Below are 13195 nucleotides of genomic sequence, written 5' to 3'. Positions count from 1 at the left end.
AAGCACTCGACCATGCCGTCGCTGATGTCGCCCGACTCAAAGAGCTGCCACACGTCGAACAGGTCGCGGGGGTGCTGCCGATCCAGCGCGGCCACCAGCTTGCTGGCGTACAGCTCGTCCGGTGCCAGAACCGGCAGCTCGAACTCGACGCCGAACAGATCGCTGGTCTTGGCGCTCAGCCGCCGCCGCTCGACGGGCAGCACGCTGCCGCGGAACACGACGTTGACCTCGATCTTCACCTGGCCGGCGTCGTTCTCGACGATCAGCTTGGTGTCCCCCAAGTCCTTGGCGCGAACCAGGCGTGTCTGCACGCCCAGTGGTGCAACGCGCGTGGCGATGGCGGCCAGCTCCTGGTTGATGGCTTGCAGCGCTTCGTCGCGCGGCGTCTGCCACGGAAGGTACACCACGTCGATGTCCACCGACAGGCGCGGCATGTCCCGCACGAAGAGGTTGATGGCCGTGCCGCCCTTCATGGCGAAGATGTCATTGGCGAACACGTCGGGCGCGACGGCCAGCAGCAGGCGAACGGTGTCCGCGTAGGTCTTATCCATGAGGTCTCAGGCTCAGCAGGGTGCCGTCATCGAGCCGGCTCATCCAGCGCGTGTTGCTGCCGGTGCGAACCGGGTACTGCTCCAGCAGGGCATCGACATCCACGAGGCTGGTCTCGCGCGCCCAGGTGAGGAACAGGCGCACGGCCTTCACGCTGGTGCAGCAGGACAGCAGTTGTCCGAGCAAGTCTTTGCGGGGGGAACGCAGTCCATCGAAGATGTTGCGGGCCTCTTCGAGGCTCTGCTTGACGCCGGCTTCGTACAGCAGCTCCAGAACGGCACGCTCGGAGGCTGCCACCCGCAGATCCTCGGGCAGGCCAGGCGGCGTGGTCAGGGTCTTACCGGCCAGCGCCGTGTCCGGCCAGTCGAACAGGCGGGCGTGGACATAGCGGGCCGGAAAGCGCGAAGTGAACCAGGCCGGCAACGCGAAGCGACCGTCGCCCCACAGCACCAGCGCCTCCCGGCTGCCCAGGTTGTGCCGCACCCCCTGCAGGGCCAGGGCGCTCTTGCCGCCGACGTGGAGGCCGGGCACGCGCTGTTGCAGGAACTTCAGCGCACCGTAGACCCTGAACTCATCGTTCGGGAAGGCATAGACGCCGTGGGCCAGGCGCACGAGCCACCCGCCGTCGGCATAGTGGGCGGCCAGCTGGGGCGACACCCCGAACTGGCTCAGGGTGGCAAGGTCGAACGGCGCCCCGCGGGGGAGTCCCGCCTGCAGTCGCTTGATTACCTGATGCCGTGAATTTATATCCATACTTTAAAAATATCACGGAATCCAATCAGCCCTGGCAGCTATCGCAAGAACGAGTAGGAAAAGTAGCGCAACGCCTGATCTACTGCAGCCTTTTGCTTTCCGGGGGTATACCGCCTCTTCAACTCGCCGCCCGGCGGCTCCGCCAGACGTCGAAATCGGCACGTTCGATTCGGGTCTGGCGAGCGTTGATGTTGCCCGGAAGATGCCGGCCGTCCCACTGCTCGGTTGCCCAGCGCATCACGTCGGCGTGCAGTTCACCGCGCTGGATGGCGCTTGCCAGCAGCGTCTCCCCTTCGTACACCCCAAGCCCCTCGGCACTCAGCAACTGCGCCGCCTCCCGCAGACTCAGCGTGGAGGCATTTTTTTGCCCGTGCTCCGATTCAGTGCTCATGCATATCTCCCCGGCAGAACTCACAGTGCGGGTGTCCGCTCGCCTCTCCGGTGGGCGCTACGCTTCCGCTTACAGCTTAGCCCGCAGCAGGAGGCGGGGCCAGTCGTGGCCCGGCACGGCTCGCGCATATTGCGATCCTCCCGGTTTCACTCCACCATGCCTGTTTGCCGCTCTCGTATCCCGCCATGCGCCCCGCCCGCGCCCTGATCGACCTCGACGCCCTCTGTCACAACTACCGCCTCGCCCGCCGGCGCCACGGCAGCCGGGCGCTCGCGGTGGTCAAGGCGAACGCCTACGGCCACGGCGCCGTGCGCTGCGCTCGGGCGCTCGCCGACGAAGCCGACGGCTTCGCCGTCGCGTTCCTGGAAGAAGCGCTGGAGCTGCGCGCGGCCGGCATCGTCCGCCCAATCCTGCTGCTCGAGGGCGTGTTCGAAGCTCCCGAGCTGGACGCGGCCGCCACCCACGGCCTGTGGCTGGTCGTGCACCACGAGGCCCAGCTGCGCATGCTGGAGACGACGCCGCTCGCCGCGCCGCTCGACGTCTGGCTGAAGATCAACACCGGCATGAACCGCGCCGGCTTCCTGCCCGACGCGGTCGAAGCCGCGTGGCGGCGCCTGCGCGCCTGCGGCAAGGTCGGCGAGATCGCCCTGATGACCCATTTCGCCCGTGCCGACGAGCCCCAGGTCATCACCACCGCCGAGCAGATCGCCCGCTTCGACGCCGCCACCGCGCGCCTGCCCGGCACCCGCAGCCTGGCCAACTCCGGCGCCATTCTCGGCTGGCCGCAGGCCCGCCGAGAATGGGCCCGCCCCGGCATCCTGCTCTACGGCGCCTCCCCCCTCGCCGACGGCGACGGCGGCCTCCAGCCGGTGATGACGCTGGAAAGCGCGGTGATGGCGGTGCGCGAAATCGCGCCAGGCGAGGCGCTCGGCTACGGCGGGCGCTTCGTCGCCGAGCGCCCGACCCGGGTCGGCCTGGTCGCCCTGGGCTATGCCGACGGCTATCCGCGAACGGCGCCCGACGGCACCCCGGTCAGCATCGACGGCGCCCCCGCGCGCTTGATCGGCCGGGTGTCGATGGACATGCTGACCGTGGACCTGAGCGCGCTGCCTGGTGCCGGGATCGGCAGCCGGGTCGAGCTATGGGGGAAGGAAGTCGCGGTGAACCGGGTCGCCCAGGCCGCCGGAACGATCGCCTACGAGCTGCTGTGCAACGTCAAGCGGGTGCGCTTCGAGTACTGCGGCTGAACCGCGGCGGCGGGCCCCGCCTCGGCGGCTCAGTCGCGCACGCGGTCGATCACCACCTTCACTCCACGCGCGTCGGCGGCCACCGGCGCGCTCGCGCCTTCGAGATCGCCGCTGCGCGGCGTGGCGTCGCCGCCTTTGGCAACGCGCGCCGCCACCACCACGCGCGCGGGCACCGGAACCTCCGCCCCCATCATCGGTGCCCCGTCGAAACGGAAATCCACCGGCAGCTCGCTGCCCTTGAAGCGCAGCGCCGCCAGCGGCGGACCGCCGTCATCGCCGCGCACGAAGACGAACACCGCGTCCTCGGGCGCGACCTGCGCGCCGAGCGCGCCATCGACTTCCAGACGGCCGCTCAGCGCCAGCGTCGCCCCCGGCGCAGGGCTGCCCGCATCGGCGGCGAGCGGAGCGAGGCCGGCTTTGGCGCGAGCCTCATCGACGCTGGCGCGCACGCCCTTGGCGACCTCCTCACCGGGAGGAATCTGCGCCAGGATGCGCTCCCAGTAGCCTGCGGCGGCAGCGTAGTCCGCGCGCTGATAGGCCGCCGTGCCGGCCAGCGCGAGCGCCTTCGGGTGCGTCGGCGCCACGTCCAGCGCCTGCTGCGCCAGCGCTTCGGCGTCGCCGATGACCGTGCCGCGCTGGATGGCGACGACGTCGGCCCAGTCGGAAAGCACGTCGGGGTCGTTCGGCACCAGTTTCCCCAGGCGCGCGTAGGCCGCCTCGGCCTTGGCGTAGTCCTGCAGCACCAGATAGGTGCGGGAAAGCATCCTCCAGCCTTCGACACTGTCGGGCTCCTGCGCCAGGCGCGCTTCGAGGGCACCGACCATCTCCGCCACCTGAGCCTGGGTGAAGCCCTGCTGGCCGGCGATGTTCCGCGGATTGAGGGCCTCGGGCTCACCGAGCGCCAGATAGCCGGCCACCGCCAGCGCCGGCACACCCAGCGCGAGCCCCAGCGCCCAGGCGCGACGGGGACGGGGGTCGGCCGCTCCAGTCGCTTCCACTGCGGCCTCGCCTTCTTCCAGGGCGCGGCGCTCGAGTTCCTCGCGGCTTTGGGCGTGGCTGGCGGAGTCGATGTGGCCGACGGCCAGCTCCGTATCGAGCTCGACCAGTTGCTCGCGCAGGACGGCCAGCGCCAGCGCCTCCTGCCGGGCCTGCGCCCGCCGCTGCCGCGCTCCCGCCCCCAACAGCGGCGGCAGGATCAACAGCAGTGCGGCCGCCAGCAGCAGGCAGACAAACAAGACGAAAACGGTCACGAGCGGGACTCCGGGGATTCAGGGGGGGCGGCGGGCGCTTCGCCGCCGGCCAGCAGGGCGCGGGCGCGGGCACGTTCGGCCGTGCTCAACGCGCCTTCGGCGGCGGTTTCGGCCTGGCGCCGGCGCAGGCGGTACGCCAGCCAGCCGGCGCCGCCGAGCAGCAGCAGCAGCGGCCCGCCCCACAACAGGGCGGTGGTGGCCTTGAACGGCGGCTCGTAGAGGACGAAGTCGCCATAACGGGCGACCAGATAATCGATCACTTCGCCCTTGCTGTTGCCGGCGGCGAGTTGCTCGCGCACCTGATTGCGCAAGTCCACCGCGAGCGGAGCGTTGGATTCGGCGATCGACTGGTTCTGGCACACGAGGCAGCGCAGCTTGTGCGCCAGGGCCATGACATCGGCCTCGAGCGCGGGGTCGGCAACCACCGCCGGCGCCACTCCGGAATCGACCGCCGCGGGCGGCGTGCCGGCCGCCTGCACGGCAGGCGCCAGCCCCAGCACACAGGCGAGGGCGATCATGCCGAAAGTGCCGGACAAGCGCCGCCCGGGCGCGGCGGACAAGCATTCAACCGGCACGGCGGACCTCCTCGATCCGGGGCAGCAACTCGCTCTGCAGGCTGTCCGGGGTGATCGGGCCGATGTGCTTGTAGCGGATCCGGCCTTCGCGGTCGATGAGGAAAGTTTCGGGCACGCCATAGACGCCGAAGTCGATCCCGACCCGGCCGTCGATGTCGAGCACCGACAAGGCGTAGGGGTCACCGTGATCGGCAAGCCAGCGCCGCGCACGCTCGATCGCCAGCCCGGTCTCGGCTTCGAGCGCCATCCCGCGGGCGTTGATCGCGCCGTCGCCGCGCACTTCCTTGTAGTTGAGGCCGACGATCGGCACCAGCTTTTGCTGCGCCATCCGCACCAGCACCGGGTGCTCCTGGCGGCAGGCCACGCACCACGACGCCCAGACGTTGAGCAGCCACACTTCGCCGCGCATCTCCTCGAGGGCGAAGCGCTGTTCCGGCTGGTCGAGTCGGGCGAGGCTGAAGCCGGGCGCCGGCTTGTCGATCAGCGGCGAAGGCACTTCGCGCGGGTTGAGGGTCAGGCCGAAGGCGAGAAAACCCGCCAGGCCGAAGAACAACGCGAGGGGAACGAGGAACTTGGCTTTCATGAGAGTCCTTGATGCTCCGCTCAAACCGAGGCGGGGATGCGCTGGCCGGCACCGGCCGCCGCGTCGCGCGCGGCCAGGCGGCGGTAGCGGCGATCGGCAGCGGCGAACAGCCCGCCCAGCCCCATCAGCAGGCAGCCGAGCCAGACCCAGCTGATGAAGGGCTTGTAGTACAGGCTGACGATCCAGGCGCCGTCCTCGAGCTGCTCGCCGAGCGACACATAGACGTCGCGGAACGGGCCGATGTCGATCGACGCTTCGGTCATCGGCATGCCCTGCGCCCAGTACAGGCGCTTTTCCGGAGTCAGGGTGGCGATCGCGCGGCCGTCGCGGGCGACGTCGATGATGCCGCGCTCGGCGTCGTAGTTGGGGCCGTCGGCCTCGACTGCAGCGCGGAAGGTGAAGCTGTAGCCGGCGAGCTCGGCGTGCTGGCCGGGCTGCATCCGGACGTCGAGATGCTGGTCCAGGCTGCCAACCAGAGTCACGCCGGTGATGAACACGCCGACACCGAGGTGGGCGAACCACATGCCCCACCACGACGCCGTGATCGAGCGCAGGCGCGAGGCGATGGACGCCCCGGCGCGCTCCCGCAGCCGGCCATGGAGCAGTTGCAGGCTGGCCAGCCCGACCCAGGCGGCGAGCGCCAGGCCGAGCGCGGTGCGCCAGGTCGGATGATCGACGGCGAAGGCCACTCCGACCCCGATCGCGACGCTGACGATGAAGGCCGGCGCCACCTTGCGCAGCGCCGCGGCAAGGTCGTCGTCCTTCCAGCGCAGGAAGGGGCCGAACATCATCAGCACCACCACCGGCGTCATCAGCGGCACGAACACCGCTTCGAAGTAAGGCGGGCCGACCGAGATCTTGCCCAGGCCGAGGGCGTCGAGAAACAGCGGGTACAGCGTACCGAGCAGCACCGAAGCCGACGCCACGGTGAGCAGCACGTTGTTGCCGAGCAGCGTGGTCTCGCGCGAGACGAAGCCGAAGCTGCCGCCACCGGCGAGCTTCGGTGCACGCACCGCGTACAGCAGCAGCGAGAAGCCGATCACCACCACCAGCAGGGCGAGGATGTAGAGGCCGCGCTTGGGATCGGTGGCAAAGGCATGGACGCTGGTGATGACCCCCGAACGCACCAGGAAGGTGCCCAGCAGCGACAGCGAGAACGCGCCGATCGCCAGCAGCACCGTCCAGCTGCGGAAGGCGCCGCGCTTCTCGGTGACGGCGAGCGAATGCATCAGCGCGGTACCCAGCAGCCAGGGCATGAAGGAGGCGTTTTCCACCGGATCCCAGAACCACCAGCCGCCCCAGCCCAGCTCGTAGTAGGCCCAGCCCGAACCGACCGCGATGCCGGCGGTGAGGAACACCCACGCCACCGTCGTCCACGGCCGCGACCAGCGCGCCCAGGCCGCGTCCATGCGGCCTGACAGCAGCGCGGCGATGGCGAAGGCGAAGGCCACCGAGAAGCCGACGTAGCCCATGTAGAGCAGCGGCGGGTGAATGATCATCCCCGGATCCTGCAGCAGCGGGTTCAGGTCGCGCCCGTCGGCCACGGCCGGCAGCAGGCGGTCGAAGGGGTTGGAGGTGACCAGCATGAACGAGATGAAGCCGGCGCTGACCCAGCCCAGCACCCCGAGCACGCGGGCGAGGAAGGCCTCGGGCAGGTGGCGCGAGAACACCGTCACCGCCACCGTCCACAGCGCCAGCGACATCGCCCACAGCAACAGCGAGCCTTCGTGGTTGCCCCACACGCCGGTGATCTTGTAGAAGATCGGAGTCGCGCTGTGCGAGTTGGACGCCGCCAGCTGCACCGAGAAGTCGCTGCTGACGAAGGCCCAGGTCAGGCACAGGTAGCTGACCAGGATGAAGAGGAACTGTCCCTGCGCCGCGGGGCGGCCGACCGCCATCAGCGCCAAGCTGTTGCGGCGGGCGCCCACGAGCGGCACCACCGCCTGCACCAGGGACAGCACCAGGGCAAGGATCAGGGCGAAATGTCCGAGTTCGGGAATCATGTCACTGGCTCACCGTCTGCGCGGCCTTCTGCGCCTGCTCCACGGCGTGCGCGGCTTCGGGCGGCATGTAGTTCTCGTCGTGCTTGGCGAGCACTTCGGTGGCGCGGAACACGCCGCCTTCGAGGCGGCCCTGCACCACCGCGCCCTTACCCTCCTTGAACAGGTCGGGCAGCGTGCCGCGATAGGTCACGGGAATGATCTTCGCGGTGTCGGTGATCGCGAAGCGCACGGTGAGGCCGTCGGCTTCGCGCGCGATCGAACCTTCCTCGACCATCCCGCCGATGCGGAAGGTCTTGCCGGTCGGCGCCTTGCCTGCGGCCACTTCGGACGGCGTATGGAAGAACACCAGGTTCTGCTGGAACGCGCTCAGCACCAGGGCCACCGCGGCCACCAGCAGGGCGACGCCGCTGCCGACGAGGATCAGACGTTTGTTGCGGGCTTTCATCTTTCGGACTCCGTGGCGGGTTCGGGCTCACCGCCGTTTTGCCTGCCGGCATCCTTGCCGAGCGCGCGCCGCCAACGCAGCAGGCGGCGCGTAGTGTCTTTCCGGCGCTGGAGCACGAGCATCAGCTCGAGCGCCACCAGAATGAGGGCGAGGCCGTAGCTGCCCCACACGTAAAAGGCCGCCCCCCCCATGTCCCAGAACGCGGACCAGCTTTCCCACGACATCAGGCACGCCCTCCGCCGCTTCGCAGCTCTTGTTCGAGCACCGCCCCCACCCACTCGGTATGACGCTCGCGCTCGAGGATCATCGGCCGCACCCGCCACAGGACCACCGCCAGGGTGTAGGCCCAGGACGCCAGCGCCATCACCAGCATCCCGGCGAGCATGGTCGCGGCCATCGACGGCGCCTTGGTCAGACTCACCGAGGCGCCCTGGTGCAAGGTGTTCCACCACTGCACCGAGAAATAGATGATCGGCACGTTCACCGCGCCGACCAGGGCGATGATCGCCCCGGCGCGGTCGGCACGGCGCGGGTCCTCGATCGCGCGGGTGAGGGCGATGAAACCGAAGTACAGGAACAGCAACAGCAGCTGCGAGGTCAGGCGCGCGTCCCACACCCAGTACGCCCCCCAGGTCGGCTTGCCCCACAGCGCGCCGGTCCACAACGCGACGACGCAGAACAGCGCCCCGGTCGGGGCCAGCGCCTGGCTCATGAGGAAGGACAGGCGGGTGTTCATGACCAGGCCGACCGCCGACCAGAACGCCATCACCAGGTAGATGAACATCGACATCCAGGCTGCCGGCACGTGGATGAAGATCACCCGGTAGACCTCGCCCTGGGTGGCGTCGGTGGGGGCGACGAAAAAGCCCAGCCACAGGCCGGCCACACCGAGCACCGCGGCCACCGCCGCGAACCAGGGCGCGAGCCGGCCGGCAAGAGGATAGAAGTGCTGCGGGGCGGCGAAGCGGAACAGGCTGCGAGCGCGTTCGGGTTTGTTCATGCGCTGAAAAGTCGCTTTACAGGTTGGCGGAGCCCTTTTCGGGAAGGTCTCCGCAGGTGTCGTCAATCGGTCGAAATTCTCAGCGCCGCCGCACACGCCATCGGAGCGAGCGCGAGCGCGCCGGCCAGCCCGCCCCCCAGCAGCAGCAGATGGGCCGCCGCGCCGGAGCCGGACAGCTCCGCCTCCACCGCGCCGGCGCCGAAGATCAGCACCGGCACGAACAGCGGCAGCACCAGCAGCGCCAGCAACATGCCGCCCCCGCGCAGGCCCAGGGTCAGCGCCGCGCCCACCGCTCCGAGCAGGGCCAGGATCGGCGTGCCGAGCGTCAAACTTAGTACCAGCACCGCCAGACCACCTTGCTCCAGGTCAAGCAGCAAGGCCATCGCCGGCGCCACCGCGACCACCGGCAGGCCGGTGCTGAGCCAGAACGCGAGCACTTTCGCCGTCACCCACAGCGCGGCCGGTTCCCTAGACAGGAGAAGCTGCTCCAAGGTTCCGTCGACGTAGTCCTGGGCGAACAGGCGGTGCAGCGACAGCAGGCAGGCGAGCAGCGCCGCCACCCACAGCACGCCGGGGGCGATCGCGCGCAGCTGGTTGGGTTCGGCGCCGACCCCGAACGGGAACAGGCAGACCACGATGATGAAGAAGGCGAGCGTGACCAGCACGTCGGCGCGGCCGCGCCAGGCGAGCAGCAGATCGCGGCGCAGCACGGCGAGGAAAGTGCTCAGCACGCGAAGGCCCCGACGTCGAGCACCGCCGGCGGCGTCGCGAACGGCGCATCCTGGTGGGTGGTCAGCATCACCATGCCGCCGCCGGCACAGTGCGCCGACAAGGTCGCGGCAAGATCGGCCACGGCATGGACGTCGAGCGCGGTAAACGGCTCGTCGAGCACCCACAGCGGCCGTGCGGCGGACAGGAACAGGCGCGCCAGGCCGACGCGCCGGCGCTGGCCCTGGGACAGCACCCGCGCCGGCAGGTCGAGCTGGCGCGCGAGGCCGATCCGCTCCAGGGCGTGGACGCAGGCCTTCTCGTCGACCACGTCGCCGGCGGCGGCGCAGGCGAAGCGCAGGTTTTCCAGCGGGCTCAGCAGGTCGTTGAGCGCAGCGGCGTGACCGAGGTAGAGCAGCTCGCCGTGGAAAGCCTCGCGCGCGCGCCGGATCGATTCGCCGCGCCAGCGGATCTCGCCGGCCTCGGGCAGGGCCAGCCCGGTAGCCAGGCGCAGCAGGCTGGTCTTGCCCACGCCGTTGGGACCGGCCACGCGCAGCAGCCCGCCCGCCTGGAGGCGGAAGGCGAGGTCGCGGAACAGCAGGCGATCGCCCTTCAGGCAGGCGAGATCTCGGGTTTCAAGCATGGGGGAGGATTGAACCACAGCCGGTGCGGGATCGGAACCGGCACGGCGGGAGAATTTCGGTGGCGCACAACGTCCTCCCGCCGCAGAGCCCCTCGGGAACGCAGCTTTCCCGTAGGCGCGGCACCACCACGGAACCCCGCGGCGTGCGGCTCAGTCCTTCTTCACCGGCGGATGCATCACCTCGGGCGCGACCCCCTCACGCGGTGCGCCGATATGCTGGTCGACCGGCGGCAGCGAGTGGGCGATGCCCTTGTGGCAGTCGATGCAGGTCTTGCCCTCGGCGAAGCCGGCCTGGTGCATCTGATTGGAGCGGCGGCCCTGCACCGAGTAGTCGAAGTACTCGTAGTTGTGGCAGTTGCGGCACTCCTGCGAGTTGTTCGCCTTCATGCGGGTCCACTCGTTCTGCGCCAGGCGCAGGCGTTCCGCGGCGAACTTCTCCGGCGTGTCGATGGTGCCCATCACCTTGCCGTAGAGCTCGCGCGAGGCCTTGATCTTGCGGATCATTTTCGCCCCCCACTCCTTGGGCACGTGGCAGTCCGGGCAGGTCGCGCGCACGCCGGTGCGGTTCTGGTAGTGTATGGTGTTGCGGTACTCCTTGAAGACGTTTTCCTCCATCTCATGGCAGGAAATGCAGAACCTCTCGGTGTTGGTCATCTCCAGGGCCCAGTTGAAGCCCCCCCAGAACACCACCCCCGCGGCGACGAGCAGGACGATGGCGCCCCAGCCCGCACCGCGGATGCGCTGCATCAGGCTCTCGTTGTTGTCGGTCATATCGATCCCCGTCTATCGATGCTTCAGCGCAGGCCTTCAGCGCGCTGGAAACTGTTGCCGACCAGCGGCTTGGCGTCGGTCTGGGGCACATGGCACTGCATGCAGAAGTAGCGCCGCGGCGAGATGTTGGAGAGTTCGCCACCGTCACGATCCTTGAAGTGGGTCAGGCTGACCTTGGTGGCGCCGGACTCCTTGTAGCGGCTCCAGGCGTGACAGTCCATGCACTTGTTGAAGTTGATCGAGACCTCGTAGCCCTCGACCTTGTGCGGGATCAGCGGCGGCTGCTGCACGTAGTCGCGGTCGATCGGCGCCTGATCGGGGATCGGCTTGTAGTTGCCGACCTGCAGTTCCTGGTCTGCCACATCCGCGCCGCGGATGCTCTTGACCGCCTGCGCCAGCGCTGCGGGCGGCACCATTGCACCGAAGCCGACAGCGGCGACGAGTGCGAGCACCAGATTTCGGGTTTGTTTTTTCATCACTCGCTCCTGTTGAATCGGGTCGTAATGCGGAAAACGTCCTTGCCGCACACATCCACGCAGCGTCCGCAGATGGTGCAGCCGGCATCCAGAATGAGGGGATGGTCCTGGCCGGCCCCCTTGAGCGCCGGCCGGATGACCTGCGGCTCGGGGCACACCGCGAAGCAGTCCATGCAGTCATTGCACGCGCTGCGCTTGGCGGCCGCGACCTTGACGACGGAGGCCCGCCCGAGCAGCGCATAGAAGGCGCCCTGCGGGCACAGGTGGCCGCACCAGCCGCGCGGCGCGATCAGCAGGTCGTAGAAGAAGATGCCGCCGACGATGCCCCAGGCCAGGCCGAAGCCGAAGATCAGGCTGCGGTGGAACATCGACACCGGATTCACCCACTCCCACGCCAGCGCACCGGTCGTCGCGGCGATCACCGGCACGAAGCCGAGCAGCCAGTAGCGCGTGCTGCCGGCCGGCGCCTTGCCGCCCTTGAGGCCCAGCCACCGGCGCAGCCAGGCGGCGGCGTCGGTGACGAGGTTGACCGGGCACACCCACGAGCAGAACAGCCGCCCGCCGAACAGCAGGTAGAAGACGAGCACGATCCCGGCCCCAAGCAGCGCCTCCTGGTAGGGCCAGTGCCCGGCGGCGAGCTGCTGCGCGACCAGGAAGGGGTCGGTGAGCGGCAGCACGCCGAGGGTGAGGCTGGACGACAGGTTGCCCTTGACGATCCACCACCCCAGCCAGGGTCCGGCGAGGAACAGCGCGAGGATGCCGAGCTGCAACGTACGCCGCAACAGCAGCCATTTGTGCGCCCGCAACCAGCCCTTGGCCTCCACCGCCTCGCGCCCCGGGCGCGCGACCGCGCCGCGCACACTGGTGGGCGGGACCTTGCGTTCCGGCGCAGCGCCGGAGCTCACGTGTGCGCTCATGGCTTCCACCCCGAATCGAGACCACTGCCCGCAGGTCTCGCGGGCGCGTATTCGTGCACCTGAGCCGGCCCCTGCCCGGGTTCGACCCGGGTGTCGCCGTAGGCCCTGCCTTCGAGGCCGCGCACCGGCAGCTCGATCTGGTCGCCGATCAGCGACCCGCCGGCGGCTTCCTTCTCTTCCCAGCCGCGAAAGTAATGCTCCGCCTTCGAGCCCTGCGCCAGCCTGATCGGCAACACCTTGATCGCCGACTCGCCGGGCAGCACGCAGGCCTTCTCGCACTTGCCGCAGCCGGTGCAGTACTCGGAATGCACGGTCGGCAGCAGCATCGCGTGGCGGTCGGAGCGCGGGTTGTGGATGCGCTCGAGGGTGATTGCCTGGTCGATGGCCGGGCACACCCGGTAGCACACGTCGCAACGCAGGCCGAGGAAGTTGAGGCAGTTCTCCTGGTCGATGAGCACCGCCAGCCCCATCTTCGCCTTGGTGATGTCGACCAGCGCACGGTCGAGCGCGCCGGTCGGACAGGCGGCCACGCAGGGGATGTCCTCGCACATCTCGCAGGGGATGTCGCGCGCCTCGAAATACGGCGTGCCCGTCGCCACCCCGTCGCCGAGCTCGGCCAGCTTGAGGGTCTTGTAGGGACAGTCGCGCACGCACAGACCGCAGCGCACACAGGCCGCAAGGAAATCGTCTTCGGAGAGCGCGCCGGGCGGACGAATGGCAGTCACCGGCAGCGCCGATGCCTGCTTCGCATACATCCCGGCACCGAGCGCGAGCAGACCCGCCCCGCCAACGACGCCCGCCGCATCCTTCAGGAAGCGGCGGCGCGACGACCGCGGGGCGGCTGCATCGCGTCCGCTCGATTGCACCTTGTCGTTCATCACCAT

At 69.3% G+C, this 13195-nt stretch carries 17 protein-coding genes; 1 reads left to right on the top strand and 16 read right to left on the bottom strand.

The window, feature by feature from the left end; all coding sequences use genetic code 11:
• The 3 genes from MXC99_RS02950 to MXC99_RS02940 all read right to left on the bottom strand — a co-directional run.
• Positions 1–551 (bottom strand): nucleotidyl transferase AbiEii/AbiGii toxin family protein (locus MXC99_RS02950; RefSeq protein ID WP_247724111.1); only part of this gene is annotated, 551 nt, incomplete at its 3' end.
• The gene (locus tag MXC99_RS02945; protein WP_247724110.1) at positions 544–1302 is read right to left on the bottom strand and encodes a type IV toxin-antitoxin system AbiEi family antitoxin domain-containing protein; all 759 of its coding nucleotides are present in this window, start codon (positions 1300–1302) and stop codon (positions 544–546) included. The genes MXC99_RS02945 and MXC99_RS02950, both read right to left, overlap by 8 nt.
• Positions 1303–1420: 118 nt before the next feature.
• Positions 1421–1693 carry a hypothetical protein gene (locus MXC99_RS02940; protein ID WP_247724109.1) on the bottom strand — a complete coding sequence of 91 codons (273 nt, stop codon included), beginning with the start codon at positions 1691–1693 and terminating at the stop codon, positions 1421–1423.
• 185 nt (positions 1694–1878) lie between these two features.
• Between MXC99_RS02940 and alr the strand changes: the two genes are divergently transcribed.
• A complete protein-coding gene (alr, locus tag MXC99_RS02935; protein WP_247724108.1) occupies positions 1879–2940 on the top strand; it encodes an alanine racemase in 1062 nt (353 codons plus the stop codon).
• A 29-nt stretch (positions 2941–2969) separates the two neighbouring features.
• Here the strand turns inward: alr and ccmI are convergent, their stop codons facing one another.
• The 13 genes from ccmI to napG all read right to left on the bottom strand — a co-directional run bounded on the left by ccmI (position 2970) and on the right by napG (position 13189).
• On the bottom strand, positions 2970–4190 hold the full coding sequence (gene ccmI, locus MXC99_RS02930; RefSeq protein WP_247724107.1) for a c-type cytochrome biogenesis protein CcmI: 1221 nt from the start codon (positions 4188–4190) through the stop codon (positions 2970–2972).
• A complete protein-coding gene (locus MXC99_RS02925; protein WP_432654224.1) occupies positions 4187–4708 on the bottom strand; it encodes a cytochrome c-type biogenesis protein in 522 nt (173 codons plus the stop codon). Before MXC99_RS02925 ends, ccmI begins: the two co-directional genes overlap by 4 nt.
• Before the next feature lie 46 nt (positions 4709–4754).
• A complete protein-coding gene (locus MXC99_RS02920) occupies positions 4755–5348 on the bottom strand; it encodes a DsbE family thiol:disulfide interchange protein (RefSeq protein ID WP_247724105.1) in 594 nt (197 codons plus the stop codon).
• Between the two features lie 20 nt (positions 5349–5368).
• Entirely contained in the window at positions 5369–7351 is a 1983-nt protein-coding gene (locus MXC99_RS02915; RefSeq protein WP_247724104.1) for a heme lyase CcmF/NrfE family subunit, read from the bottom strand.
• 1 nt (position 7352) lies between these two features.
• Positions 7353–7796: a cytochrome c maturation protein CcmE gene (ccmE, locus tag MXC99_RS02910; protein ID WP_107219658.1), complete on the bottom strand. Its 444-nt coding sequence runs from the start codon at positions 7794–7796 to the stop codon at positions 7353–7355.
• A complete protein-coding gene (gene ccmD / locus MXC99_RS02905; protein WP_247724103.1) occupies positions 7793–8020 on the bottom strand; it encodes a heme exporter protein CcmD in 228 nt (75 codons plus the stop codon). The genes ccmE and ccmD overlap by 4 nt, the downstream gene beginning before the upstream one ends.
• Complete coding sequence (ccmC, locus tag MXC99_RS02900) at positions 8020–8796, bottom strand: heme ABC transporter permease CcmC (protein WP_247724102.1); 777 nt, start codon at positions 8794–8796, stop codon at positions 8020–8022. Before ccmC ends, ccmD begins: the two co-directional genes overlap by 1 nt.
• Positions 8797–8858: 62 nt before the next feature.
• Positions 8859–9527 (bottom strand): heme exporter protein CcmB, encoded by a 669-nt coding sequence (gene ccmB / locus MXC99_RS02895; RefSeq protein ID WP_107219656.1) that lies wholly within the window; start codon positions 9525–9527, stop codon positions 8859–8861.
• On the bottom strand, positions 9521–10147 hold the full coding sequence (ccmA, locus tag MXC99_RS02890) for a cytochrome c biogenesis heme-transporting ATPase CcmA (RefSeq protein ID WP_247724101.1): 627 nt from the start codon (positions 10145–10147) through the stop codon (positions 9521–9523). The genes ccmB and ccmA overlap by 7 nt, the downstream gene beginning before the upstream one ends.
• 150 nt (positions 10148–10297) lie before the next feature.
• Positions 10298–10918 (bottom strand): NapC/NirT family cytochrome c, encoded by a 621-nt coding sequence (locus MXC99_RS02885; protein ID WP_282100123.1) that lies wholly within the window; start codon positions 10916–10918, stop codon positions 10298–10300.
• 23 nt (positions 10919–10941) lie between these two features.
• Positions 10942–11394 (bottom strand): nitrate reductase cytochrome c-type subunit, encoded by a 453-nt coding sequence (locus MXC99_RS02880; protein ID WP_247724100.1) that lies wholly within the window; start codon positions 11392–11394, stop codon positions 10942–10944.
• Entirely contained in the window at positions 11394–12311 is a 918-nt protein-coding gene (gene napH / locus MXC99_RS02875) for a quinol dehydrogenase ferredoxin subunit NapH (protein WP_247724099.1), read from the bottom strand. Before napH ends, MXC99_RS02880 begins: the two co-directional genes overlap by 1 nt.
• Positions 12308–13189: a ferredoxin-type protein NapG gene (napG, locus tag MXC99_RS02870; protein WP_432654223.1), complete on the bottom strand. Its 882-nt coding sequence runs from the start codon at positions 13187–13189 to the stop codon at positions 12308–12310. Before napG ends, napH begins: the two co-directional genes overlap by 4 nt.
• Positions 13190–13195 lie beyond the last annotated feature (6 nt).

Origin of the sequence: Thauera aromatica (assembly GCF_023093595.1) — a bacterium.
Lineage (GTDB): Bacteria > Pseudomonadota > Gammaproteobacteria > Burkholderiales > Rhodocyclaceae > Thauera > Thauera aromatica_A.
Note: the sequence above shows the minus strand (reverse complement) of the source record. Positions and strands in the feature narration are given on the sequence as shown.

Bases quoted from the DNA above. Each gene is read 5' to 3' on its own strand.
- MXC99_RS02915 (WP_247724104.1), bottom strand. From the start codon at position 7,351: ATGATTCCCGAACTCGGACATTTCGCCCTGATCCTTGCCCTGGTGCTG.
- MXC99_RS02920 (WP_247724105.1), bottom strand. From the start codon at position 5,348: ATGAAAGCCAAGTTCCTCGTTCCCCTCGCGTTGTTCTTCGGCCTGGCG.
- ccmA (WP_247724101.1), bottom strand. From the start codon at position 10,147: ATGCTTGAAACCCGAGATCTCGCCTGCCTGAAGGGCGATCGCCTGCTG.
- MXC99_RS02925 (WP_432654224.1), bottom strand. From the start codon at position 4,708: ATGATCGCCCTCGCCTGTGTGCTGGGGCTGGCGCCTGCCGTGCAGGCG.
- MXC99_RS02945 (WP_247724110.1), bottom strand. From the start codon at position 1,302: ATGGATATAAATTCACGGCATCAGGTAATCAAGCGACTGCAGGCGGGA.
- MXC99_RS02880 (WP_247724100.1), bottom strand. From the start codon at position 11,394: ATGAAAAAACAAACCCGAAATCTGGTGCTCGCACTCGTCGCCGCTGTC.
- ccmD (WP_247724103.1), bottom strand. From the start codon at position 8,020: ATGTCGTGGGAAAGCTGGTCCGCGTTCTGGGACATGGGGGGGGCGGCC.
- ccmC (WP_247724102.1), bottom strand. From the start codon at position 8,796: ATGAACAAACCCGAACGCGCTCGCAGCCTGTTCCGCTTCGCCGCCCCG.
- alr (WP_247724108.1), top strand. From the start codon at position 1,879: ATGCGCCCCGCCCGCGCCCTGATCGACCTCGACGCCCTCTGTCACAAC.
- napH (WP_247724099.1), bottom strand. From the start codon at position 12,311: ATGAGCGCACACGTGAGCTCCGGCGCTGCGCCGGAACGCAAGGTCCCG.
- ccmE (WP_107219658.1), bottom strand. From the start codon at position 7,796: ATGAAAGCCCGCAACAAACGTCTGATCCTCGTCGGCAGCGGCGTCGCC.
- napG (WP_432654223.1), bottom strand. From the start codon at position 13,189: ATGAACGACAAGGTGCAATCGAGCGGACGCGATGCAGCCGCCCCGCGG.
- MXC99_RS02885 (WP_282100123.1), bottom strand. From the start codon at position 10,918: ATGACCGACAACAACGAGAGCCTGATGCAGCGCATCCGCGGTGCGGGC.
- MXC99_RS02940 (WP_247724109.1), bottom strand. From the start codon at position 1,693: ATGAGCACTGAATCGGAGCACGGGCAAAAAAATGCCTCCACGCTGAGT.